Origin of the sequence: Alkalibacterium sp. AK22, from assembly GCF_000585255.1 — a bacterium.
Classification (GTDB): Bacteria; Bacillota; Bacilli; order Lactobacillales; family Carnobacteriaceae_A; genus Alkalibacterium.
The window spans coordinates 74,427-97,096 of record NZ_JANL01000015.1 but is presented as its reverse complement, the minus strand read 5'-3'; the positions used below and the strand labels follow the sequence as shown (position 1 = coordinate 97,096).

Here is a 22,670-nt window from a genome sequence, read left to right as displayed (position 1 = left end):
GGCTGATGCTGATTATTGAGTTAAGTGATCCAGATGGAATTCTAGATGTTCTTCGATAAAGGTCGCAATCGTGTAGTAACTGTGGTCATGCCCTTTTTGCATGCGCAAGGTTACCAGATAGTCGGCTTCCTCTGCAGCTTCTACAAAAGCTTCGGGCTCCAGTTCTTTTTTGTAAAAACCGTCTGCATCCCCTTGGTCAATCAGGATCGGCAGTTTCTTGCCTGCATGCTCTTTGAGCAGCTCCAGTGCATCCCACTGCTTCCAGTCTGCCGGGTCTTCTCCAAGGTAATGCGTAAAGGCCTTGACCCCCCACGGCACCTGACTTGGATTGACGATTGGGGCAAAAGCAGTGATTGACTGGAAACGGTCTGGGTTCTTAAGCCCTAGTACAAGTGCGCCGTGCCCGCCCATCGAATGGCCCGACAAAAATTCAGGTCCCCTTAAACCAAAAACAGTTCTCACCAGATCAGTCAGTTCGTCTAGCACATAGTCTGCCATCTGATAATGAGAGGCCCAGGGTTCTTTTGTCGCATTCAGATAAAAGCCTGCACCTTGACCCAAATCGTAGTCTTCTGAATCCGCTACAGAATCGCCTCTCGGACTCGTATCCGGAACCACCATGGCTATACCCAGGCGAGAAGCCGCTCTTTGCGCCCCCGCCTTATGGGTAAAGTTGTCATCGTTACAAGTCAGCCCCGACAGCCACCACAAAACAGGTGGATCAGGAAAGGCCTCTTTATCTGGTAAAAAAAGGCTGAAAGTCATGTCGCTGTTCAGCAGGCTGGAGTGGTGACGATACTTATATTGCACGCCACCAAATGCCTTGTGTTCTTCCAGTTTTTCCAGTTCAGTCACTTGGTTTCCTCCTTTAGTGTGTTGAGTGGACTTAATACGCCAAGACCGTTCGGATAGACTCGCCTTTATGCAGCAGATCAAAGGCATCGTTGATTTCGTCAAACGTCAGATTGTGGGTAATAAACGAATCCAGATCGATTTCTCCATCCATATAGTTCAATACCATACCCGGCAGTTCCGTTTTCCCTTTCACTCCGCCAAAGGCTGAACCGCGCCAGACCCGACCCGTCACTAGCTGGAACGGACGCGTACTGATTTCCTTGCCTGCGCCGGCTACTCCAAGGATTATACTTTCTCCCCATCCTTTATGGCAGCATTCCAGTGCAGACCGCATGACATCGACATTGCCGATACACTCAAAACTGTAGTCCACTCCACCGTCTGTCATCTCTACGATGACTTCCTGAATCGGGCGGTCATGGTCATGAGGATTGACAAACTCGGTCGCCCCCATTTTTTCAGCTAGCGGCCATTTTTCTGGATTGATATCGATAGCAATGATGCGCTTGGCTTTCGCCTTGACTAGGCCTTGAATGGCAGCCAGACCAATAGCTCCCAGGCCAAATACAGCTGCCACAGCATCTTCTTCCACTTTCGCCGTGTTTTTAACAGCGCCCATGCCGGTTGTCACACCGCACCCAAGCAGGCAGACCTTTTCCAGAGGCGCACTTTCATCTACTTTAACTAAGTTGACGTCATTGACCACGGTATACTCACTGAAAGTGCTGGTCCCCATATAGTGATAGATTGGTTCTCCCTTGTAAGAAAAGCGGGTAGTCCCGTCTTTCATCAGACCTTTCCCTTGAGTCTCGCGAACCGAACTGCATAAATTGGTTTTACCCGACAAACAGAACTTGCACTCGCCACATTCTGCCGTGTACAAAGGAATTACGTGGTCTCCCGGCTTGAATCCTGTGACGCCTTCTCCTACAGATTCAACGATTCCGCCGCCTTCATGGCCTAATACTGCTGGAAATACCCCTTCCGGATCTTCACCCGACAGCGTAAAGGCATCGGTATGGCAGACAGACGTATTAACAATCTTGACACGCACTTCATTCGCTTTCGGTTCTGCAACATCGATTTCGACAATTTCTAACGGCTCGTTTGGCCCAAAGGCTACAGCTGCTCTACTTTTCATTTTAATATTCCTACTTTCCTGTAAACTGATTTTCGTCACTGTTTTCAGTATACAAGGAAAGGATGAAGAATGCTTTCAGAATGCTTGTCTACAAGCCAAGAGCCCACAGGCTGAACCAAATTATTGCTTTGTATTGTTTGATTTTGATGTTCGTCGCTTGGTTTATACTCATAGCCTGCAGGTTATAAATTTTCCATCGCGAACAGATCATCTCCAGTGATAGCCCGCCTTTTGGCTAGTATAAAAGCCTGTTGAAGCGACGGATCCTTTTTTTATTTCTGACCGCATTAACGCTCTATCTCATTACCCCACAGCACTCGGCCAGTTCCAGCTGGGAGATTTGCTATATTTTTTGCATCGATTTAGTCTGATGGATCATCTACTGATAACCCAGCCAATCGCCAGTAACCCAAATGCTAAAAGAGCCGTTAATGTCATCATCTTTTTGAATTCCTGATCCCCTTTTATTTTTGACAGGAAATACTGCTCAAGTGTGATCAGCAACGTTGTAGAAAGCACGGCAATCAGCAGCAAGATCCGCCCTTCCCCATCGTTTTGAAAGCGGAGAATCGACCCGCCTGCAAAAAGGGCCATGACGGTCACAAACCACGTTATTCTTACCGCTTTGTCAGCCATCCGCTGCTCCCTGTTATCTTTTTTTCTCATCCCTATCTCCCCCCTATGTAAAAAAAATTTTTTCACTTCCACCTTATCTGTTTTAAACAATGAGAGCAAACTGAATCTGATTAGCTGCTGCACTCCCACTCTTGTTGGTTCATTGCCCCTCAAGAGAATAAAAGTCTGAAACCCAGGGGTCTCAGACTTTTATCTTATTCTATCTATTTTAGACAGATGAATCGACCAACTTGCTGCTGTCTGCATCACTCACTGCCAAGTACTGAATGATATCAACTCGCCCGATTAGCCCGTATTTTGTCTACTTCTATTTTAAATTAATCATTTATTTTATCTGACGTGTCCCACCTAAGGTACTTTTTACAAGCTGTCTCTTACCGTTTTTTTGTAGTATAAAATCGATACAAGTCCAAAGGTGGAATAAAGTACAATATATGCACCCATAACTGTCAGCATCGGAATCCACATTTCATTTCCAAAAATGAACCAGCCTGCGTTAACAGCGAAATACGTGTGCAGTAAACCAATGATTAGAGGTATCCCGAAGGTTATCGCTACTTTTAGTGTCAGCCCTTTGACGATTTCATTTACAGAGAAGCCAAGTTTTCTCAAGACTTTATAAGTGTCTTTCTCGTCTTCACTCTCACCTATCTGTTTAAAATATAGAATACAGCCTGTTGTCATCAAAAAGGCCAGTCCGACAAAGCCGATTACAAACATTAATATGCCTGCACCTTGAATCTGATTTGTGTATTGCTCGATTCTCGATTCGAATAAAGGATTATTTTCTCCATTCATCAACTGAAATATCTCTTGACTATCCTCACCCACGATATCTATAACAAAAGCTTCATGAGGTTCTGCTTGTTCTTTGTCGTGGATGGCGTTCTCCTCAAGTCTACTGTAAACCTCACTAGACACAACTGCTTGTAGCCTTCCACGAGCAACAAAAGAGGGAAGTGCAGCATCTTCGTTTGTTTCTACCAGTTCAAGTGTCACTTCATAATCATCATTGTAGAGTGTAATAGAACGGTTCAAATCGAAGTCCATGTATACACCTACTACAGTGGATAGACCGTGGATAACAAGCTCGCCCTCATCGACTTCAGTATCATCCACAAATTCTTCGCTCACAATATTTAGACTTATCTCTGAATCATCATCGCCATTACCTGATATTATGCCATCTCCCCTCGCAACGTAGCTTATTGTTGGGATGACAAGGGGCCGATGTTCGATCTCACTATCATCAAGCAAATGACTGTAGAACTGCATGTCCTCTTCTTCATAAAAAGTATAGTCATGCGATACAGTACTCTCAATCAACGACTCTACCGAATAGTGAGAAATATATGAAAATGATATAAGCCCCATACTTATGGCACTAATGATACTGACCAGGCTCAAAAGAAATGCATTGGACTTCATCTTAAACATAATACTTGTCAGTGAAAGCACGTCATTGACAGATACGCATCCCTGTTTGGACTTTCTAATCATATTAAGAACAAAGGCAACCGACGCTTTAAACGTAAGATAGGTGCCGACGATGGTCAGAAAAAGAATACCAAACAGAACCAGAAGCAAAACTGATCCGAATTCAATAATATTCATTGACAACCAGTATCCTGAGCTAATCATGATAAGGCCGAGTAAGCCGAGGATCATTGTTCCAATCCCCATACCTGAATAGTCAGCCTCACTGGACTGGTCAAGTGTGAGCATGCTGATAAGGCGTGTTCTTTTTAAGAATATAAAATTCTGAATCATCAGTAGTGTAAATATGCCCACGAACAGTATGGCTGTCTGTATGACTGCCTGAACTGAAAAATTCAACCCTACTGAAAGTTCTACTTGCATGAGTCTAAGCAAGATCATGAGTAAAGTGCGGGATGTCAGAAAGCCAAAAGCGATACCAAAAACCAGACTGCTGAAATAAATAACCGCATTTTCCAGTACAAGTATCCTGAGTATTTCCCCATGGGTTAGGCCGATTAATTGAAACAGAGCCAATTCCCGATTTCTTCTTTTGAGAAAAAGCGAGTTGGCAAACATGACGAATGCTAAGATGATGACGACCAGCAATACAGAACCGACAGTAAAACCTGTACTCATCAATTGACTCGACTGTATTTCTTCTACTGCACTGTCATCCTGTGACATGAGGACAAAAGAAAAGTATAGAACCACACTGAATACTAGCGCAAACATATATAACGCATAGTTTTTGAGGTTCTTAAAGAAGTTTTTTAATATGACTGTGTTAAAACTCAACGCTGACACCACCAATAACACTTTGCGTGTTCATGATTTCTTTATAGAATGACTCTTGCGTGCGCTCCCCTTTAATAAGAGTGGAATAAATCAACCCATCCTTAAGAAAGACCACTCTCTTTGAATAACTCGCAGCCGTTGCATCATGAGTCACCATCAAAATCGTCGAATTAATTTTTTTGTTCAGTTGCTTCATTTTACTAAGTAAGCTGCTGGCGGCTTTTGAATCAAGCGCACCTGTCGGCTCATCTGCAAATATTATTTTCGGCTGGTGGATGAATGCCCTTGCTGCACTGGTCCGCTGCTTTTGACCTCCAGAGATTTCACTTGGGTACTTTTTTTTCAAGTTATAAATATCCAGCTCTTCTGAAACGAGTTTGAACTGCTTTTCTGCTTCTGCTTTTTTTGTCTCTCTAATGGACAATGGAAGTAAAATATTTTCTTTTACGGTCAGCGTGTTCAGGAGATTATATTCCTGAAAAACAAACCCAAGATCTTTTTTTCTGAAATCTGCAAGTTTTTTTTCTTTTAACTGGGTAATATCTTGATCTTCAATATACACATGGCCACTAGTCACATTATCTATGGAGCTTAAAACATTTAGCAGTGTTGTTTTTCCTGAACCAGATGCGCCCATGATGGTCACAAATTCGCCTGCTTCAATAGTCAAATCAATTCCTTTAAGGACTTCTGTTCTATTCCGTTTATTTCCATACGACTTCTTAATGTCTTTAGCTTGAATAATCATGCCTATCCCTCCGTTATTTGTTCTACTCTAATCCTACCTCACCGCTGTCTATCTATCGTTTGATTTCAGTGACATATGCAGAAAACCATGTGACAATAATGTCACATGGTTTTAATTTGCTGGAGCCTGTTTTGTTTAGGAAAGGTCAGATGAACGGATGTCCCTACACCATACTGGGACTCGACCTTAACGGAAATACCCATAGCATCCGCTGCTTCTTTTGCAAGGTATAAACCCATTCCAGTCGCTTCATCCTTGCCGTGATCACTGGTAGACGTAAAGCCTGCTTCAAAGATTCTGGGAAAATCTTCAGCTTTAATGCCTCTTCCTGCATCCGATACGACAAGTTCCATCCAACCCACTTTTTGAAAGCTGGTAATGGTGACTTCATTGTCCCTGGAGTATTTGATACTGTTGGAGATTACTTGATCCAGTATAAAAGACAGCCATTTTAAATCTGTATCCACATGCGTGACCTGCAAATCTATATCAAAGCCAATTCCCTTAGCCATACAGATGGTCTGCATTTTTCTGATGATAGTGGACAAGACGCTTTCAATCTCGACGCGTTCAAAGTAGAGATCATTATAAATATTAGTCAGTCTTTTTTCATAAAGCATCTCATTCAAAGTTGCATCCAGCCTGAGCCATTCTTGCTCAATTCCGCTACTGTCTTTTGGGTTTAAATCATCAATCATCAGTTTCATCGTGGTCATCGGCATCTTCAGGTCATGAATCCATCTAGTCAGTTCATTCAAGCTGGCTTCCGTTTTTTCTGACTCTTTGTCTAGCGCAGCAAAATGACTATTTCTCATCAGCTTTAGCTGACTATCCAGCTTCTTTTGATAAGGCGTGACGGGCTTCGGGAGGCTGTCTGTATCTTCGATATGATCAATAGCCATCAATTCACGGCGGTAGTCTTTGCCCCTGAAATAATCCCACACCAGAAAAAGAATCAAGACAACTGTATTGATGAGACAGATGTATACAACAGAGAGGTTAGGGATAGCACTATCCAGTAGGCCGATGGATAGAATCAGTCCATTAAAAAGCGAAAACAGCAGTAACCACGGCAGTCTTTGTCTTAAATACAAAACTCTCACTCCTCAAGCATATAACCAAGGCCTGTCTTGGTTATAATCGCATCCCTTAAATTGACCGTTTCCAGTTTCTTTCTGATCCGATTGACGTTTACGGTCAGGGTATTGTCACTGATAAAGCGTGAATCGTCCCATAGCTGTTCTATCAGCGTTTCCCTACTGACCGTCTGATTCATGTGTGAACTGAGGACAGATAGAATCAAGGATTCATTTTTAGTTAAGTCAATTTCCTCTTCTCTATGACTGATTTTATGCCGTTTAAAATCAAACACAGCCTCTCTAAAGTGGACACTGTCCATTGACTGATTTTGGTACTGATAGGTTCGCCTCAATAGTGCCTGTATTTTGGCCACCAGCACTTCAAAATCGAAGGGCTTTTGAATATAGTCATCACTCCCCATCTGCATACTCATCACCATATCCGACGGGTGATTTTTTGACGAAAGAAAAATAATTGGGGTATTGGATACTTCACGGATCCGTCGGCACCAGTAAAAACCGTCATACTTAGGCAGCGTGACATCAATAATGACCAAGTCCGGTTTTAAAGAGTTAAACTCATCTAAGATCTTGGAAAAGTCAGTCACACCATGAACAGTAAAATCCCAGTCTTTTAACCTTTTTTCAAGCTCACTAAAAAGTGGCTGATCATCTTCGATTATATAAATGTTCGTCATCATCTTCACAACCATTCATATTTAATGGGGTGTCTAGTCATGCCTCTAAGCTGCTTGTGTTTATCCTTTGATAAACACATATTCGCTCTCGGTTGAATGGTCATCACTAAAGGCAAAATCTGAATGATTGAAATCTTTAAGCTTCTCCGGTGTCTGAACCTGGTTTTCAGCCATAAAGCGGACCATTTCTCCTCTTGCCATTTTTACCATCGTTCCTTTTTCTTTCACTTTACCGTTTATGAGTTCGCCGAATTTGCAGCGAATAATCTGTGCTTGGTCATTGTATTTGGTGATGGTTTTACTGTACTCTTCCGAAGCCAGATTGATGATTGTGTCCGTTTCATCCAAAATCTGCTTAGCCAGCTGGTCTCCCCAGAAAGCATACACCGACGGGTAGGTTGCGTGCTTTAGTTTAGCCTGCATCTCCAGGCGGTAAGGCGTCACCCCATCAAAAGGCTTCAGCATACCATAAAAGCCAGACAGGATGCGTAGATGCTTCTCCAAATACGTGTACTGCTCTTTTTCTAAAACATTGGGCGCCATGTACTGGTACTGAATGCCTTCGTAAGAAAGAATCGCCGGAGTCAGATTTTTCTGCAGATTCATCTTCTGAATCCGTTCATGATTCACAGCCGTAATATTATCACTGGCTTTCCATATGTTCTTTAATTCATCGTATGTCAGCGTCTTCAAGTGCTCCAGCAGCTCACTGGTCTTATCCAGAAACTGGGGCAGCTGGCTGTGGGTAAAACTGTCATTGTCTGTCTTCATCTTTTTCGCAGGGGAAATAATTATGCGCATAAAAACCACCTTTTTTAAAATTCATTCTGTCTCAAATAGTATAGCAAGCAGAGTCCAGCCTTTCAAAGCGAATATCTCTTCCTTGCAGCCTGCTGTTCTTTTTTACAGGTTAGTAAGGTGACTGGTCAGTATTTCTGTTATTATTACACTAAAAGATGAAAGGAGCCTCACATGACTAAAATATCAGAAAGACATCGAAGAAAAGAATAATTATCTCTTTGATTATTTGTCGTATATATCAGCTTGGGAAGAAGAGCCACAATAATTTATTATTATAACTAGCTCACTATTTTAGGGATAATAATATACCTTATAAAAAAGCTTCTATAACCCACACTATTTGACATAGAACTAATAAAACAGGGTTCCCCCACCTCTTCAAACTGTAAAACACCAGTTGAATTATTTTGGGAAAATGTACCAGATTTGAAATTGTCTAGCTTAATTTGACAAACTAAATAACTTATAGATGGGATAATTAAAAAGCTTTAATCACAATTGTCAAAATGTGACGACTATATCATGTTATATAAGTTCGATAAATACTTATACAATTTATTGAACTAAACAAAGCAGACTTGCATAAGTGGGAGATGAAATTAAATGTTCGAAAAAAAAGAATATTTCTATCAGCAAGTAGGAATAGCCCCCAGACTGTTTTCCCTATACTCTTTTCTGACTATTTTATTTTTTTCCGGAATAACCTTTACGTTCGTTATTCCAGGCCTAAAGGGTTTCGACCTATATTCTATGATGTTAGCACTATTGATGTACTTTATAGTAGCTAATGTCTTTGTCGGCCTATTTGAGAAAAGAGTATGGTTTGTTTTTATCCTTTCATTAGTTTTAAGTAATCTCGGAATGTGGGGAAGATTATGGGTTGAGCGGGAGGAGTACAGTTTGGTTGAACACCAAAATTCAATCATCTACTTTAGCTACCCAGTTGCTATTGCACTTACCGTTACCATATTTTATAGTATTCTCAGTTCAGTACGTGGCAGAAAATCTGGCTAAATACACACTGTTCATATCAATTTACGGGATAGTTACTTTTAAAAGCCACAAAAACACTTTAAATTCAATCTAATTTATCTAAATAAACAGGGTTCACCCACCTCTTCTATGCAGTGGGTGAACCCTGTTTTCAGTTTAGACTATACAGAGTGATCTTCCATATCCAGGAAATGGTATAGAGCCCCGTACAAGTTGGCATCATTTCCTAGCTCACTGCGTTTAACTGCTGCCCGAACTCCTGTCGCTGCATAAATCGGGTCGTGTTCATAGTAGTGATCCAGTGCTTTTTCAATGGTTTCTGTCAGCATCGGTTCCGCACTCATGCCGCCACCGATTACAAATACTTCCGGATCTAAAATCCCCTGCAGGTTCATGATTTGGCCCGCAATGCTCGTGCAGTATGCCGTAAACGCCTCCTGAACTTTCTGATTTCCTTCTCTGATGAGCTTAAACATATCCTGTCCTTCAAATTCTTCAGGGTCGGCTCCTGTCATATTTGCAACGCGCCGAACTAGGTCCGTCGTGCTCCCATTTCTGCCAAAAAAACCGTCCGGATTCAGCGGATCCTTTCCTTGCATGCGTATAAATGAAAACTCGCCTGCACTAAAATGATGCCCTTTGACAAGCTGACCGTTGGCTATGATGCCGCCTCCTACGCCGGTACCCAAAACAAAGCCCACACCGTGGTCCACCCCCTTCAGGCCACCTTTAAAGAACTCGCCTAAAGCTGCACTCTTCCCGTCATTTTCTATCCTAACAGGCAGGCCCACCCTTTCCTCGATCAGCCTTGCAAAGTACGTATTTCTATTGTAAGTTAGTGATCCGCCATGACCGACAAAGCCAGCTGCGGAATCGATTCTTCCGGGCATGCTGACAGCCAGGCCTGCTATGCTTTTTGTATAAGGCTGGACAATCTTTTCAATCACAAACAGCAGAGATTCCAGCGAATCACGGGGCGTCTTTCTTTTCCCTTTACTATGTATCGTGTCTTTATCCATCAAGGCAAACTTGACTGCTGACCCACCTATGTCCAGCACCATATACTGCTTCATCTGATTGCTCCTTTTTGGTTAAAACTAGCCCAATCTGTTAAAACGCTTTCTCTTTGTCAGTATAGCAAATAATAAACGGATTGGAAGCAGTTCTTTCTGCAGCAGCAGTAACTGATTGATGCTGGAAACGTGCTGAAACCGGATTGATTCGTTTATTTATTGAACCCCCTGCATTGCACTCGCTCCTTTAAGGCTTTGTTTTCAGTCAGCCTCTTTGCTTTGAAGGATGGAACCCTGACTGGCATACCAGAGCTTTGCCAGCAAATACATCAGGAACATGACCACCACTCCGATTATGGTAAGAGACAGAATGTAAACCGGATTGACTGTCACTCCAGATACTGTGACAGTAGAACCGAGGCTGTACAAATACACCAATGGCCCTGCCGATCCCGGTGCATAGGTAAATAAATAATTGGATTGCTCATTAAAAATGTCAGCAAACCAGTTATTTATAATAATTGACGAAATATACAGCGGAACCGTTATTGCATATGCTTTTAAGAGGTCTCTTTGGTCAATCCGAATCATCTCTGTTAACAGCAGGAACAGCCCCGTCGCTACAATTAGCATATGCCCTAAAATGTAGGATAGGCCTCGAATGCTAAGTACATTACTGTATGTTTCCAGTGGGTCGGCAAATACAACGGCTGCCAGACCTGCAGGCACAGCCAGGCACCAGGCAATTGCACTTGTCACACGCAGCTTAGGATTGATTGCAACGATAAGCAGTAGGATGTTGGCAAAGTGAGAAATGTGGAATGGGAAAACTTCAGGACCTAAGCCGTCGGTACTAAAAACATAAATCTGTCTGATAGCTAATATGCCTACCAGGATTATCCCCATCGCTATGGCAACACGTCGCTTTACTGCAAATGTCTTGTCACGAGTGACTATATATAATGTAACGGGAAGCACAAATGGAAAAATCATCATAAAGTAATGAAACGTGCTCCACATTTCAAACTGCGCTTGCATACACCTTTCCACCTCATAACATATCTTAAAAGAATAAAAATCTTCCATTTCGTTTCCAGAACATTGAAACCATTATATAACCATCTATTCTTGGACAAAACAGATTTTCTCCAGTCATCGGTTTCATTTAGTTTATACTATCACTCTTATTCGGTTTTTAAAATCATATCACATTCCAGCTTTCAAATCGGCACTATTACAGAAGTAACTCAATAACACTTGAGTGAAAAACTTGAGGAATACTCTGACCAAGTGAATTGAAACGGTTGTTCTTTGTTTGTACAGTCAGTTTAAGGTCCGACAAATTAAAAAACACCTTCCAGAAGGAAAGTGTCTTGAAATATTGTATAGAAGCTTACTTAAAAATAATCGGAGCTTTTCGCATATATTTCTGGTCATTTTTGGCTATGCTTCTTTGGATATCTTTTCCGCCGCCTTGCTTGTTCTTTATCAGTTTTTGCATTTTTTCTTTTGGAGTCATTTTTTCCACCACCTCTAAAATTCTATTTTTAAAATTATGCTTTATAGTCCTTTAGCATCAGCCGGATACTCTTCAATTCTTATATTTGATTAAGCCGAAGATTAAATTTCATATTTGAAAAAGAACTTATCGACTTCTAGAACTGGAAACCCACTAGGCAATTTGTACTGATCTATTCGTTCAAAACCGTGTTTTACATAAAAACGATGTGCTGCTAGAAATAAAGGGGTGGTTCCCAGATATATGGTTTCTACTTTCTGTTCAATTGCCCACTGCTTGGCTGTATCCAGAAGAAGCTTAGCTGTATTAAATGTTGTACCCCGAAAACCTTTATCCACAAACATTTTCCGCAACGCAACGTTTTTCCCACCAATATCCAGTAAACTAATCGTTCCGACAACTTTATCTTCAATTGTAGCTACCCAAAAATTGCCTTGACCTTTCTGATAGACCTCTTCTATCTTGAAAAGATCAGGCTGATCTTCAGCTGATATTGCTACTCCATATTCCTGTTGCTGAATGGAAAGAATTAAATCTACTACCTGTTTCTGATTTACTTCTTCATATTCCATTACCACCGGCTCATCTGCCATACTGTTTTCTCCCCTTTTATTGAACACTATCAGATTCACTAACGTCAACATCCCTGTTACTGTCTTCATTCAGTTTTTCAGGTAGTATCTTTCAAATTATTTTACCTATACTCGGTCTCAAGTGATAGACTTAACAGTTTATGACTAGTGCCATTTATTCTACCATGTTACATACTTAATAAATAGTCATCAAAGAAAACTTCATGTGAAGACATTTATGGATATCTGGTAAAAAGACAGAGAGATTTCTGCGGACAAGTTATCGTAAAGTTTTAGTTTCTAAACTGAATGTTAAATCTTCAGTCACAGTTTCGGTCACGAGCGTAAAAAAAAGACACCTTCCGAAGTGGAAAGTGTCTTGAAACGCTGTAATTCCAACAATTAACGTTTTGAGAAATATCTCAAGAAATTCTAAGGATAATGAGTACATCTTAATCCATTTATAATAGTGTTTCGACAGACTCTAAACGGATAAAAAACTATGAAAAAGGATTATGATTGATACTATTTGAGCCAATTTGAACCAAAAGAATTGGTGCTGGTTGAATACAATAACTTTAGAAACTTAACAGGCTATAATATACATTCCATAATATAAATTAAAGTAATTAAGATAATAAATATGAATATCCAACTTTAGACATAATATCTTCTACTTTATCCCAATCGGGTTTGTCATCTTTAGAAGGCATTATTATTGTCAATTGCTTTAGTCTTTCTTCGCTCAATTTATAGCCATAAGGAAATCTTTTTTTACTTTGATATATTATTGTTTTTAAGAATAAATATTTTAATTTACTAGGACTGTCTTCTGACTTAATTTTTATTCTTTTTACATCATCTGAAAATAATGACTTCTCTTTGTGATAAAAAGAATCTGCAATTGAACCATTATAATTTACCCCAAGTACGTCTTTGTCACAGCTCCCATTCATATTATCTACAAAATTAGTAATTCCGTGATTTTTTGAACTAGCACCAATGAATGGAGTGGAACCTGCTAACATATCTGCTTTAGTTAACCTCACTCCAGGATAGATATCAACTACTTCTTCAAGTCTAAATTCTTTCCAACTATTGAAATCAAGATCATTTTGTTCGATTGATGAATTACGTTTAATTCCAACAAACTTTAATCGCCCAGTTATTTCCAAAATTTTATTTTCCATATAATCCCATGAAATTTCGTCATCTTGATTCACTGGTAGAATTATTTTCTCTCTTTTTAATCGAGTATTGCTAATTTCTCGACCAAAATTGTATTTAGACCTCATCATTTCGACTATTGGTTTAAGAAAGAGAAACACTTTTTTGTTAAGCTCTTTATTCTTTAATTCTAAAACTGTCACATGGTCAGAGGCTATAAACTTATAAGGATGATAAAATGCATAACCAATAGAGCCTGAATTGGAGAGAGATATGGCGTTTGAAAAAACTTTAGAAGATTCTGGAGGAGTGACTAAACTATCAATACCATTGTTCAACTTAGTAGAACTTATATAAGGTGTATCTCCAGCAATATGATCTTCACTTTTGTAACGATCGCCTCTAGTTATATTGAAAACACTTGTTATCGGGAAGGGCTTAAACCTCATCACTAACACCCCCATTTTCTTGTTCTCCGTAATAATCTGAAACAATAGTCAATAATTCTATTTCATCCAAGTCTCTATTTAATAAGCCTAAGTTTTCTCGTGCTTCAAAAACCAATTGTTCACGAATAGCTCTTTCAAAACTTTCTTCACTTAGATTACTATAGTCAGTTTTAGCAAAGCTTTGAAGTAACCATTCATCGCCTTCTCTAATTTTGTGAGATAATACATCAATATCATTTTCAAAATCTCTTATATTTTCAATTTTTTCGAACAATTCATTCTTTATATCGTCCCACCTGTTAAACAAATCTGTACGTCCTTTATTTTTAGCCAGTACAAATCCATCATCTGGTAAGTCAATAAATTTCGTTTTGTAATCACCTTGTGGTTGACCAACTTCAAAAACACTTATAGCAGTAATAGTAGCTGCGTTGGGCTGAAACAAATCTTCTGGCATATTGATAACATATTTTAATCTATGCTGCCTTAATATCCCATCCCTATCTTTTTGATCTTTAAAGTAAGTAGATAAAGGAGCTATCATAACAACATATCTTGTACACGTATCTAAAAGTAACTTTAAGAATGTTAGTTCTTTTTTTGTGGGATTAGATCTATTTTCTCTACCTCCATAAGGTGGATTTACAAAGCCTATAGTGGGTCTTATATCTTCGTAGTTCAATCTCAATAAGGTTTGTTCAGCCTCTTCACTAAAAGAATCTAAATTAAATAATTGAGACTTTCCATCATGTCTAAATAGCATGTTTGAGACACTTAAAGTGTACATAGTAGGGTTAATTTCAAAACCAACTAGTTGTTTTTTCTTAACATTCTTAATTCTATTTTGTTTGTCTGGTAATGCAGAGTTATTAATTCTTTTTGTCAAAGCATTCATAGCTGCTATCAAGAAAGCTCCCGATCCTGAAGCAGGATCAAATATAACATCATCCGGTCTCAATGGCACAAGTTCTGTAAAAAGTTCTGTAATATGTGCAGGAGTTAATACTATTCCATTTTTCACGTTTGATATCCCTGCATATCGTAAGAATTCTGCATAAAAACTTCCCATAATGTCATAATTAGATTCTATTTCAAAATAAGGAATAACATTATACTTTAACTCAATTAGGATATCTCTTAATACATTATTAGATTTTAAATCAATTTGAGAATCAAGAAATGTAATTTGATTTAAAATTATATTCAACTTCTCTTCAGGTATATCCTCAGAGCGCAACACTTCCCTCACCCTTGCCGGCAATTTAACAATAATGTCCGACCCTGAGTTACTTTCGAATTCGTTGATAAAACTATTGGTACTACGATCAATTTCAAATAGAGCAATCATTAAAGCAGATAGCAAGATTGGTCTTTTTTGAGAATCAATATTTCTCAGCATATTATTTATAACTTTAGATGAAGTGCTAATACGCTCAATCATTTCTTCTTCATTAACTTTTACAAAAAGTTGTAAATACTCTTCTTCTGAACATAGTGAATTTACTTGGTCTACATGTTCTATCTCTTCATCAATAACTATGAATGTTGATATGAGATGATTATACGAATCATGTATGTCCCCAGAAACTGCAATTCCAACTATTTTCCAATTCGAAAATCTATTATCATTAAATCTGCTCAAATACCACAATATACCGTCAACTGCATACTTTTCTGGATTAGTATCTTCATCGTCGTCAGATTCATGATCCGAAGGGTTTGTTTTATCTTCTACTAATATAAGTAGTTGTTTATCCTCATTAATATAAATTTGATCTGGGTAACCTGGATTTCCTGTAGCTGATTTTGAAGCAGTAGATAGAATACTATTAACGTCAACATGTGGCACAGACCTATTCCACTGATATGTATAATCTAAATTATTTAAGGCTAATAATATATCTGCATCTATTTTATCTTTTCTAGTCAATATTCTCTTCTCCTCTATAGTAAATCAATATTATAGTTATTATTTAAGCATTAGCTTTTTATATTTTAACATTTTCAATCTAATTAAAACAGACAGTAACCAGTGAACGATTTCTTCTATCTAAACAATAAAGAAAATAATTACAACATATTTTCTATTTTTCCTTACTAATTATTAAGTTTACTAGATTTATTTTTGGTCTACTTCCATGAATAGCTATTACTTCACCAGTTTCGTTGTATTCAAGATTACAATAATTAGAATCTACTATTCTAAAAGCTTCTTCTTCGACTAAGTTCATATTAATAAAATCTTCGACTACACTATCCCTGTTTAAATACTTTAAAACCTCAATTTGGTCATCCTTGAGAAATAATTGGAAGTATTCATTAATAACCTCATCAATCAATTTCTTGATTACACCCTCAATAGACTCTTCAAAACTGGTTATATTTCCCTCTCTTATTAATTCATCATGGTGCTGTTTGTATTTTTTTGACACTCTCATACTACTTTGGCCTATCAGTCCCCAATCATCTAATATTGGAACAGTTTTTCTTTTATAAGCACTTTTAATCTTTTTTTGAACTTTTGTATCACTAATTAATTTTTGAATATCGCTTTTAAACCATTCGTTGTGATACTGATCTAACTTTCTGGGCTTTATTTTTCTTTCGTGGGTTTTATTATACTCATCTACATAGTGATTAAAATTGTGTCTATCAATAACATCATCTCTTTCATTCGTTACTTTTCCAGTATTATCTAACCCCTTAAACCCTACTTCTTCATTAAACATATCCAGCACTTCATATATTAAAATTTTTTTTTGACTGCTCACCCAATATCACCCTTCAAAATAATTATTTATACTATAATACCATTAATAAAATTTTAACAGAACCTTCTGTACCTAAAATAAATGTTTTTTAAGCAAAAAGTTTGTCATTTTGCTATTTTAAAATCTGTTTTTTTAATATGATGAACTTAAGGAACAACAGCGCGCGTTCTCCTTAAAAAAATTTAACAGAAGGGAGTTTTTTCAAATGAAAAAACTCAGACAATTCAATAAGTTCGATGCAGAGGGTTTCTTTCAGGAAAAAGATGTCAGGGTCATGGCTCATGAACCTTGGAATGATTATGAAGATGGGCAAATAGCCAAGCAATTAGGCACGAAGTATAAGTGTGTGATTGCTACCGACAATACTACCTATGATGGTGACGATGTTCCAGCAGATTTAAATGCTGGTGAGCAAATCGATGTTAAAATAGCTAAACAGCCCAAGGATTATAAAAAGTTTAGCAAAATCAAGTTTATTCAACCAACAGCTTCAGTATACGGAACTTTCCAGTCTGAACTTAGCGTTAAAGCTGAAGATATCGAGATTATTTCTACTAAATAATATCTTCTATTCAACTTTCCCACCCTTTTCCCAAGGGTGGGATTTACAACAAGGAAGTGATTTTGTGAGAATAACGAATAGAACACAGCGTGGTATTTTCTTCTGGTGTATTCTAGGATTATTTTCTTTAATCTGGTATTTTGTGGATCGAATTTACCCTCTAATAATTGAGAGAGAAGTATTACTAGGGTTACCGCAAGTTAATTCGAATATTTTCTTCTTGCCAATTTTTTCTACTATTTTTATTCAGATAATAATTTGGGCAATTAGAAATAAATTGTGGAATGGTATATTCTATGCTATTGATTACTATGGTCGTATACGAAAAATACGAAAACATCTTCTTAGAGCAAATTTTGATATTAGAAATGAATTTGATACCACAATTGTAAAATTACCAAAGATAATTATCCAGTTCGATAATAAAAAAAGAAATACAGGAAACATTTATATTCAAAATTCAATAAAGTTTGATAAAAAGTTAGAGGACATGAGAATTGATTCAGCATTAGATGGATATGTATGTGAACGCCAGTACTTGTCTCAGGATAGAAATTGGTATATTTATTCGTTCTATAATACAGATTCTATGAAACAACTAGAAATTAAATCTCAAAAAGAATTGGTTGACTGGTCAAACAAGACATCAAACGATTATACTTTACGTTTAGATGAGCGTGCAACTGTACCTCTTCATCATATGGGTTTGGTAGGTCAAACTGGTAGTGGAAAATCCTATTTTATTCAAACATTAATTGAACAAATATTATCGAAAAAGGTCAAACACGAATTGTTTATCATCGATCCTAAGCGTACGGATGTTTATCAAATGTCAAAATATACTTTTGGTAATGAGCAAACAGCTGATAAGACAAATGCGATTGACCTGATTAAGCAATTTCATAAACGTATGAATAAAAGACAAGACGAGATGCAAAATTATCTGAAATCGAACCGAAACAAAACATTTAAGGATGCTGGCCTACCTGCTCTAATATTGCTCATTGATGAATTCGGGGCACTCAGAGAGTCGTGGAAGACTTTATCGAAAAAAGAACGTGATGAAGTTGACAGTATACTTTCTGATGTTGCATTTATGGGCCGACAACTAGGATGTATTTTGTGGGTTGCTACCCAACAAATGAATGCACAGACAATGCCAACAGCGATTAGGGAACAGCTTGTTTTGAAGATCGCATTAGGTGATAGCGATGAGCAAACCTATAGAACATTGTTTTCTTCTGGTGTGGATATATCTCCAGTTCGATTTTCTGCAGGTCAAGGTATTTTTAGCTTCCCTGGTCTAGCAAGTGCAGATAAACCAAGGCTAATAAGTACACCATATTGTAGCTTCTTAGATTCAAGCACCTAGCTCTCCCTAAAGGATTCAAGGCGCAATGATCGGAAGGGGACCCGCTGAATAGGCGGGGAAGGGGCCGATCCGCGCTTTTCGCCTTTAGGAGAGCTGGGGTGCTGGTAATCACCCCAGCTCCAGTTATGCATTTTTTTTGAGCAACACCTGTTATGACGGGGTTTTTAACTAAAAAAAACTTATATATAGTTTTATAAAAGGAGTGAACCGAACTTGATTGAACCAAACATTGACCAATTCACAATTGTTTTACAGCCACTAAATTCGTTTGATTTCGATGAGTGGCGCAACTGGGTTGCTAAAAGTATGATAAATACTTTTATAGTTAATTCTAAGATGAATCAGTTATTTGATAATTTCGGCGAATCAGATGTTAAATTACCAGAAGGTTATACGCTAGGTTATTCATTCAATAATACACCGTTTTATTTTTGTATTGCCTATCATGAAGCATTCACAAAAATGGGCGTAATCATAAAATATAGTGCGTATGCATGGCACTCTTATCAGCAGCGATACAACGCTATGTTTAATGAATCTATTCATTTACACACATTTTTAAAAATGATTGATTCGGATGAATATAACTTTAGACTTTCACGGATTGATATCTGTTGTGACATTTTTAATGAAGGAATTGATATTGCTAAATTGAAGAGATCAATTGAAGATGGAAGGACTGAGATTCGCTATGGTAAATATTAAAAAAAGCTATTTGCAAAAAGTAATTGAAGACAATAAAGAAATGCCTTACAAGAAAAACAACTCTAAATTGTCTGATGTCTCCAAAAACTTTCAGGCACAGACATTATATGTAGGTGCAAAAAGTAGGAACACAAAAGTACACCTACGCATATACAACAAAAAAGAGGAACAACTATCATGAAGCATATGCGTCATATTGCAAAAAAAGTAGATGATTGGACTCGTATCGAAGCAGAATTTTCTGGCGAATACGCACATCAATTGACTGATGCTATTAGATATTGTGACACAGATGAGCAACTTAAAAATATACTAGTTAGTTCTTTAGTAGATCGATATATGTTTTTTTACACAAATTCAAATCGACCTCATAAGATTACTAAACTAATGCTTGAATTACTGGATGATAAGGATTTCAGGTTTAAATCACCCTCACCACGTAATAATTTACTGAATCAGTCAATAGACCATTTGATAAAGGGTTCTGGTCTTCTACCTACATTATGGAAAGTTCAAAAAATATGGGGTGGAGAGACTGCCAAAGAACTGAGTGACTATTTGTTCACGAAATACTACTCGGAATTTAAACCTACTGATGACCATTTATCCTGGGTAAATAAGTACAAGCCACTATATTTAATCGAAGGAAAGCCTTGGAAGGAGAATAACTAAAATGAGAAATGAACAAATTCTTCATAATTTGACGGAGTTAGAGAGACACACAGACAAAATCATAACAAATTTATTCGCTAGTCTTGGACTAGTTGATAATTACTCACCTAACGACGAAGAGGTTCATAAAATTTGCAAAATCGAATACGAACTGTTCAAGGAAAGAATTTTAGAACTAAAAGTTGAGATTAAAATGGACAAGGAAAACGTAGGTCATACCGACGAGGTGAATGACTAGTGAGAAATAATATTGTTTTCAAAAAGTACCCTTATCTCTTAACTAGAGAGCAAGCATCACATTTCTTAGGTTTAGACCCTAAATCCTTCGATAAGTACGTAAGATCCAATGACTCTTTAGACCGCTTTATGGTAGGCCGTCAGGAACGTTACACTATGAAATCTTTAATAGATTTTATCGAATCACAATTTATTTAACGTTTTTACAGTTGATTAGGTGCTCGTTTCAGAATACAATACACTTGTATTCAACTAGCACCTATCAACTTATTTTTTCGAAAGGAATTGATAGCATGGCTAGTATTGTAAAACGTGGTAAATCATATCGAGCACAGGTGTCGTTATATAAGCATGGGAAGCACAATAAAATTTCTAAAACATTTCCTACTAAGAAAGAAGCAAAGCTATGGGCTTTAGAAATAGAATTGGCCAAGGGAGAAGGGAAAGAACTGGCTCATAGAACTACAACCTTTGCAGACTTCTTCGAAAGTTGGATTTACCTAGTAAAAGCCAACGACGTCAAGGAAACAACATTTCAAAATTATGTTCGTACTCTAGGTGTTGTCAGAACACTCTTTCAAGATATTCAGTTAAAGGACCTAAATGATATCGTAGTTCAAAAGAGAATTGACCAATATGCAACAACACATTCACGAAAAACAACTCATGAGGTACTCCTCAAAATAAAGACATCTTTACGTGATGCTTATGCTCGTGGTTATATAACAAACGATTTCGCCTCTCTGGTAAAGACGCGGGGAGCCAACCCACCAAAACGCAATAAAGCATTATCCATTAGCGATTTTAAAAAGCTTCGTAACTTTGTTTTAAGTCATCCAGAAGATGAGTTTAACATTCTTGTACTGTTGGCTTTAGAGACAGGTATGCGACGTGGTGAGCTACTCGCATTACGCCCTGAGAGCCTCTATAAGTACGGAATCAAAGTAACACGTTCAATCAGTCCAACTTCAAATGACACCTCTTTAAAGACTCAAAATGCGAAGCGAGACGTTTCCATTAATAGAGAAGTTTATGAACTAATTCTTAACATGTCAGTTAAAAATAATGGATATTTTTTTAGTTTTAACGGTTTCAAACAGTCAGAGCAACTAGCTGTATTGTTGAAAAAATTAGACATAAATAGGACGACCTTTCACGGCTTAAGAGACACCCATGCGTCCTTCTTGTTTGCCCAAGATATAGATATTGCATATGTATCAAAGAGATTAGGTCACGTTAATATTCAGACCACACAGAATTACTATCTGGAATTAATGCCAGAAAAAAAGCACCAGCAGGATGCTGATGCCTTAAATCTGTTAAGTTCTTTATGAGGTTCAAGCTGATTTGAACCAACTGGAACCAAAAAATCTTTGTAAACGTTGATGCAATAAGGAATTGATTAACGTTTTGAGAACTGTGGAGATTTACGCGCTTTTTTAAGACCTGGTTTCTTACGCTCTTTCATACGTGAGTCACGTGTCAGCAGTCCAGCTGCTTTAAGAGGCGCACGGAATTCAGGGTCTACTTGTAGAAGTGCACGAGAGATTCCGTGACGAGCAGCTCCTGCTTGTCCTGAGAATCCACCACCGTGGACATTGATAGAAATGTCGTAGCTGTCTACTGTATCAGTAACGGCTAGTGGCTGCTTAACTACTAGGTGTAGGTGATCGAAGTTAAGATATTCAGAAATATCTTTACCGTTGAAAGTGATTTTACCAGAACCTGGAGTCATGATAACACGAGCTGTTGAGTTTTTACGACGACCAGTTCCGAAATATTGTACTTGTGCCAATGGAAGTCCCTCCTTAAATCAAGTTTGTAATGTCTAGTGTTTCTGGCTGTTGAGCTTGGTTCTTGTGCTCTGGGCCAGCGTATACGTGAAGTTTTTTGACTTGCTTACGACCCAGCGGGTTGTGTGGAAGCATGCCTTTGATTGACATTTCAATCAGACGTTCCGGCTTTTGAGCACGGATCGTTCCAGCTGAAACCTGAGTCAATCCACCTGGGTGTCCAGAGTGACGAGAATAAATCTTGTCGCTTGCTTTCTTCCCTGTCAATTTAACTTTCTCTGCATTAATTACGATGACGTGGTCACCAGTATCAACGTGTGGTGTATACGTTGGTTTGTTTTTACCGCGCAGGATAGAAGCAACGACTGTTGACAGACGTCCCAAAGGAATGTCTGTAGCGTCGACTACATACCATTTGCGTTCAATGTTGCTTTCATTCGCCATAAATGTTGTACGCACGATCTTAACCTCCAAATTTTTTTCAAGATTCAATTGTCATTTGATTGCTTTCCGTCGCTTCTAAGTTCCGTTAAAAGTTGTGAAAAGTCTGTTGTTGTTTGTTCCAAAACAAGTTTCCGGGGCTTATCATGGTGGCAAACAATACCATCTGATA

At 38.1% G+C, this 22,670-nt stretch carries 25 protein-coding genes; 8 read left to right on the top strand and 17 right to left on the bottom strand.

Features of this window, described 5'->3' with window-relative positions; translation table 11 throughout:
* Window positions 1–12: 12 nt before the first annotated feature.
* The 8 genes from fghA to yaaA form a co-directional block, all read right to left on the bottom strand.
* A complete protein-coding gene (gene fghA / locus ADIAL_RS03295; protein ID WP_034300119.1) occupies window positions 13–846 on the bottom strand; it encodes an S-formylglutathione hydrolase in 834 nt (277 codons plus the stop codon).
* Between the two features lie 40 nt (window positions 847–886).
* The gene (locus tag ADIAL_RS03290; RefSeq protein WP_034300003.1) at window positions 887–1,996 is read right to left on the bottom strand and encodes an S-(hydroxymethyl)glutathione dehydrogenase/class III alcohol dehydrogenase; all 1,110 of its coding nucleotides are present in this window, start codon (window positions 1,994–1,996) and stop codon (window positions 887–889) included.
* A 375-nt stretch (window positions 1,997–2,371) separates the two neighbouring features.
* On the bottom strand, window positions 2,372–2,662 hold the full coding sequence (locus ADIAL_RS03285) for a hypothetical protein (RefSeq protein ID WP_034300002.1): 291 nt from the start codon (window positions 2,660–2,662) through the stop codon (window positions 2,372–2,374).
* A gap of 330 nt (window positions 2,663–2,992) precedes the next feature.
* On the bottom strand, window positions 2,993–4,906 hold the full coding sequence (locus tag ADIAL_RS03280) for an FtsX-like permease family protein (RefSeq protein ID WP_034300000.1): 1,914 nt from the start codon (window positions 4,904–4,906) through the stop codon (window positions 2,993–2,995).
* The gene (locus tag ADIAL_RS03275) at window positions 4,896–5,660 is read right to left on the bottom strand and encodes an ABC transporter ATP-binding protein (RefSeq protein WP_269317489.1); all 765 of its coding nucleotides are present in this window, start codon (window positions 5,658–5,660) and stop codon (window positions 4,896–4,898) included. The genes ADIAL_RS03280 and ADIAL_RS03275 overlap by 11 nt, the downstream gene beginning before the upstream one ends.
* Window positions 5,661–5,755: 95 nt before the next feature.
* Window positions 5,756–6,748: a sensor histidine kinase gene (locus tag ADIAL_RS03270; RefSeq protein WP_034299996.1), complete on the bottom strand. Its 993-nt coding sequence runs from the start codon at window positions 6,746–6,748 to the stop codon at window positions 5,756–5,758.
* A gap of 5 nt (window positions 6,749–6,753) precedes the next feature.
* A complete protein-coding gene (locus ADIAL_RS03265) occupies window positions 6,754–7,434 on the bottom strand; it encodes a response regulator transcription factor (RefSeq protein ID WP_269317487.1) in 681 nt (226 codons plus the stop codon).
* 57 nt (window positions 7,435–7,491) lie between these two features.
* Window positions 7,492–8,232 (bottom strand): peroxide stress protein YaaA, encoded by a 741-nt coding sequence (gene yaaA / locus ADIAL_RS03260; protein ID WP_034299993.1) that lies wholly within the window; start codon window positions 8,230–8,232, stop codon window positions 7,492–7,494.
* A 603-nt stretch (window positions 8,233–8,835) separates the two neighbouring features.
* Here yaaA and ADIAL_RS03255 point away from each other — a divergent pair.
* On the top strand, window positions 8,836–9,246 hold the full coding sequence (locus ADIAL_RS03255) for a hypothetical protein (RefSeq protein ID WP_034299992.1): 411 nt from the start codon (window positions 8,836–8,838) through the stop codon (window positions 9,244–9,246).
* A gap of 140 nt (window positions 9,247–9,386) precedes the next feature.
* Here ADIAL_RS03255 and ADIAL_RS03250 read toward each other — a convergent pair whose 3' ends face one another.
* From ADIAL_RS03250 to ADIAL_RS03220, 7 genes are all read right to left on the bottom strand, one after another.
* On the bottom strand, window positions 9,387–10,298 hold the full coding sequence (locus ADIAL_RS03250; RefSeq protein WP_034299991.1) for an ROK family protein: 912 nt from the start codon (window positions 10,296–10,298) through the stop codon (window positions 9,387–9,389).
* 201 nt (window positions 10,299–10,499) lie between these two features.
* Window positions 10,500–11,276 (bottom strand): TMEM164 family acyltransferase, encoded by a 777-nt coding sequence (locus ADIAL_RS03245; RefSeq protein WP_034299990.1) that lies wholly within the window; start codon window positions 11,274–11,276, stop codon window positions 10,500–10,502.
* A 355-nt stretch (window positions 11,277–11,631) separates the two neighbouring features.
* Window positions 11,632–11,757 carry a hypothetical protein gene (locus tag ADIAL_RS11595; protein WP_034299989.1) on the bottom strand — a complete coding sequence of 42 codons (126 nt, stop codon included), beginning with the start codon at window positions 11,755–11,757 and terminating at the stop codon, window positions 11,632–11,634.
* A gap of 101 nt (window positions 11,758–11,858) precedes the next feature.
* Entirely contained in the window at window positions 11,859–12,350 is a 492-nt protein-coding gene (locus ADIAL_RS03235; protein WP_034299987.1) for a GNAT family N-acetyltransferase, read from the bottom strand.
* A 608-nt stretch (window positions 12,351–12,958) separates the two neighbouring features.
* Window positions 12,959–13,960, bottom strand: a complete 1,002-nt coding sequence (locus tag ADIAL_RS03230; RefSeq protein ID WP_197017748.1) for a restriction endonuclease subunit S — start codon at window positions 13,958–13,960, stop codon at window positions 12,959–12,961.
* A complete protein-coding gene (locus ADIAL_RS03225) occupies window positions 13,935–15,875 on the bottom strand; it encodes an HsdM family class I SAM-dependent methyltransferase (protein ID WP_034299984.1) in 1,941 nt (646 codons plus the stop codon). Before ADIAL_RS03225 ends, ADIAL_RS03230 begins: the two co-directional genes overlap by 26 nt.
* Before the next feature lie 154 nt (window positions 15,876–16,029).
* Window positions 16,030–16,716 (bottom strand): hypothetical protein, encoded by a 687-nt coding sequence (locus ADIAL_RS03220; protein WP_034299982.1) that lies wholly within the window; start codon window positions 16,714–16,716, stop codon window positions 16,030–16,032.
* A gap of 205 nt (window positions 16,717–16,921) precedes the next feature.
* Between ADIAL_RS03220 and ADIAL_RS03215 the strand changes: the two genes are divergently transcribed.
* From ADIAL_RS03215 to ADIAL_RS03185, 7 genes are all read left to right on the top strand, one after another.
* On the top strand, window positions 16,922–17,278 hold the full coding sequence (locus ADIAL_RS03215; RefSeq protein ID WP_034299981.1) for a hypothetical protein: 357 nt from the start codon (window positions 16,922–16,924) through the stop codon (window positions 17,276–17,278).
* Window positions 17,279–17,342: 64 nt separating this feature from the next.
* Window positions 17,343–18,650, top strand: coding sequence for an FtsK/SpoIIIE domain-containing protein (locus ADIAL_RS03210; protein ID WP_034299978.1), 1,308 nt, complete (start codon window positions 17,343–17,345; stop codon window positions 18,648–18,650).
* A 213-nt stretch (window positions 18,651–18,863) separates the two neighbouring features.
* Entirely contained in the window at window positions 18,864–19,355 is a 492-nt protein-coding gene (locus tag ADIAL_RS03205) for a hypothetical protein (protein ID WP_034299976.1), read from the top strand.
* Window positions 19,356–19,532: 177 nt separating this feature from the next.
* Complete coding sequence (locus ADIAL_RS03195; RefSeq protein WP_034299972.1) at window positions 19,533–20,027, top strand: hypothetical protein; 495 nt, start codon at window positions 19,533–19,535, stop codon at window positions 20,025–20,027.
* A gap of 1 nt (window position 20,028) precedes the next feature.
* Window positions 20,029–20,265, top strand: coding sequence for a hypothetical protein (locus ADIAL_RS03190; protein ID WP_034299970.1), 237 nt, complete (start codon window positions 20,029–20,031; stop codon window positions 20,263–20,265).
* Entirely contained in the window at window positions 20,265–20,462 is a 198-nt protein-coding gene (locus ADIAL_RS11505) for a DNA-binding protein (protein WP_081757629.1), read from the top strand. Before ADIAL_RS03190 ends, ADIAL_RS11505 begins: the two co-directional genes overlap by 1 nt.
* Window positions 20,463–20,557: 95 nt before the next feature.
* Complete coding sequence (locus tag ADIAL_RS03185; RefSeq protein ID WP_034299968.1) at window positions 20,558–21,598, top strand: site-specific integrase; 1,041 nt, start codon at window positions 20,558–20,560, stop codon at window positions 21,596–21,598.
* Between the two features lie 68 nt (window positions 21,599–21,666).
* Here ADIAL_RS03185 and rpsI read toward each other — a convergent pair whose 3' ends face one another.
* Entirely contained in the window at window positions 21,667–22,059 is a 393-nt protein-coding gene (rpsI, locus tag ADIAL_RS03180) for a 30S ribosomal protein S9 (RefSeq protein ID WP_034299966.1), read from the bottom strand.
* A gap of 13 nt (window positions 22,060–22,072) precedes the next feature.
* On the bottom strand, window positions 22,073–22,516 hold the full coding sequence (rplM, locus tag ADIAL_RS03175; protein WP_081757628.1) for a 50S ribosomal protein L13: 444 nt from the start codon (window positions 22,514–22,516) through the stop codon (window positions 22,073–22,075).
* Window positions 22,517–22,670 lie beyond the last annotated feature (154 nt).

Bases quoted from the DNA above. Each gene is read 5' to 3' on its own strand.
- ADIAL_RS11595 (WP_034299989.1), bottom strand. From the start codon at position 11,757: ATGACTCCAAAAGAAAAAATGCAAAAACTGATAAAGAACAAGCAAGGC.
- ADIAL_RS03265 (WP_269317487.1), bottom strand. From the start codon at position 7,434: ATGATGACGAACATTTATATAATCGAAGATGATCAGCCACTTTTTAGT.
- ADIAL_RS03190 (WP_034299970.1), top strand. From the start codon at position 20,029: ATGAGAAATGAACAAATTCTTCATAATTTGACGGAGTTAGAGAGACAC.
- yaaA (WP_034299993.1), bottom strand. From the start codon at position 8,232: ATGCGCATAATTATTTCCCCTGCGAAAAAGATGAAGACAGACAATGAC.
- ADIAL_RS03230 (WP_197017748.1), bottom strand. From the start codon at position 13,960: ATGGGGGTGTTAGTGATGAGGTTTAAGCCCTTCCCGATAACAAGTGTT.
- ADIAL_RS03285 (WP_034300002.1), bottom strand. From the start codon at position 2,662: ATGAGAAAAAAAGATAACAGGGAGCAGCGGATGGCTGACAAAGCGGTA.
- ADIAL_RS03195 (WP_034299972.1), top strand. From the start codon at position 19,533: ATGAAGCATATGCGTCATATTGCAAAAAAAGTAGATGATTGGACTCGT.
- ADIAL_RS03255 (WP_034299992.1), top strand. From the start codon at position 8,836: ATGTTCGAAAAAAAAGAATATTTCTATCAGCAAGTAGGAATAGCCCCC.
- ADIAL_RS03245 (WP_034299990.1), bottom strand. From the start codon at position 11,276: ATGCAAGCGCAGTTTGAAATGTGGAGCACGTTTCATTACTTTATGATG.
- ADIAL_RS03290 (WP_034300003.1), bottom strand. From the start codon at position 1,996: ATGAAAAGTAGAGCAGCTGTAGCCTTTGGGCCAAACGAGCCGTTAGAA.
- ADIAL_RS03215 (WP_034299981.1), top strand. From the start codon at position 16,922: ATGAAAAAACTCAGACAATTCAATAAGTTCGATGCAGAGGGTTTCTTT.
- ADIAL_RS03185 (WP_034299968.1), top strand. From the start codon at position 20,558: ATGGCTAGTATTGTAAAACGTGGTAAATCATATCGAGCACAGGTGTCG.
- ADIAL_RS03235 (WP_034299987.1), bottom strand. From the start codon at position 12,350: ATGGCAGATGAGCCGGTGGTAATGGAATATGAAGAAGTAAATCAGAAA.
- ADIAL_RS03250 (WP_034299991.1), bottom strand. From the start codon at position 10,298: ATGAAGCAGTATATGGTGCTGGACATAGGTGGGTCAGCAGTCAAGTTT.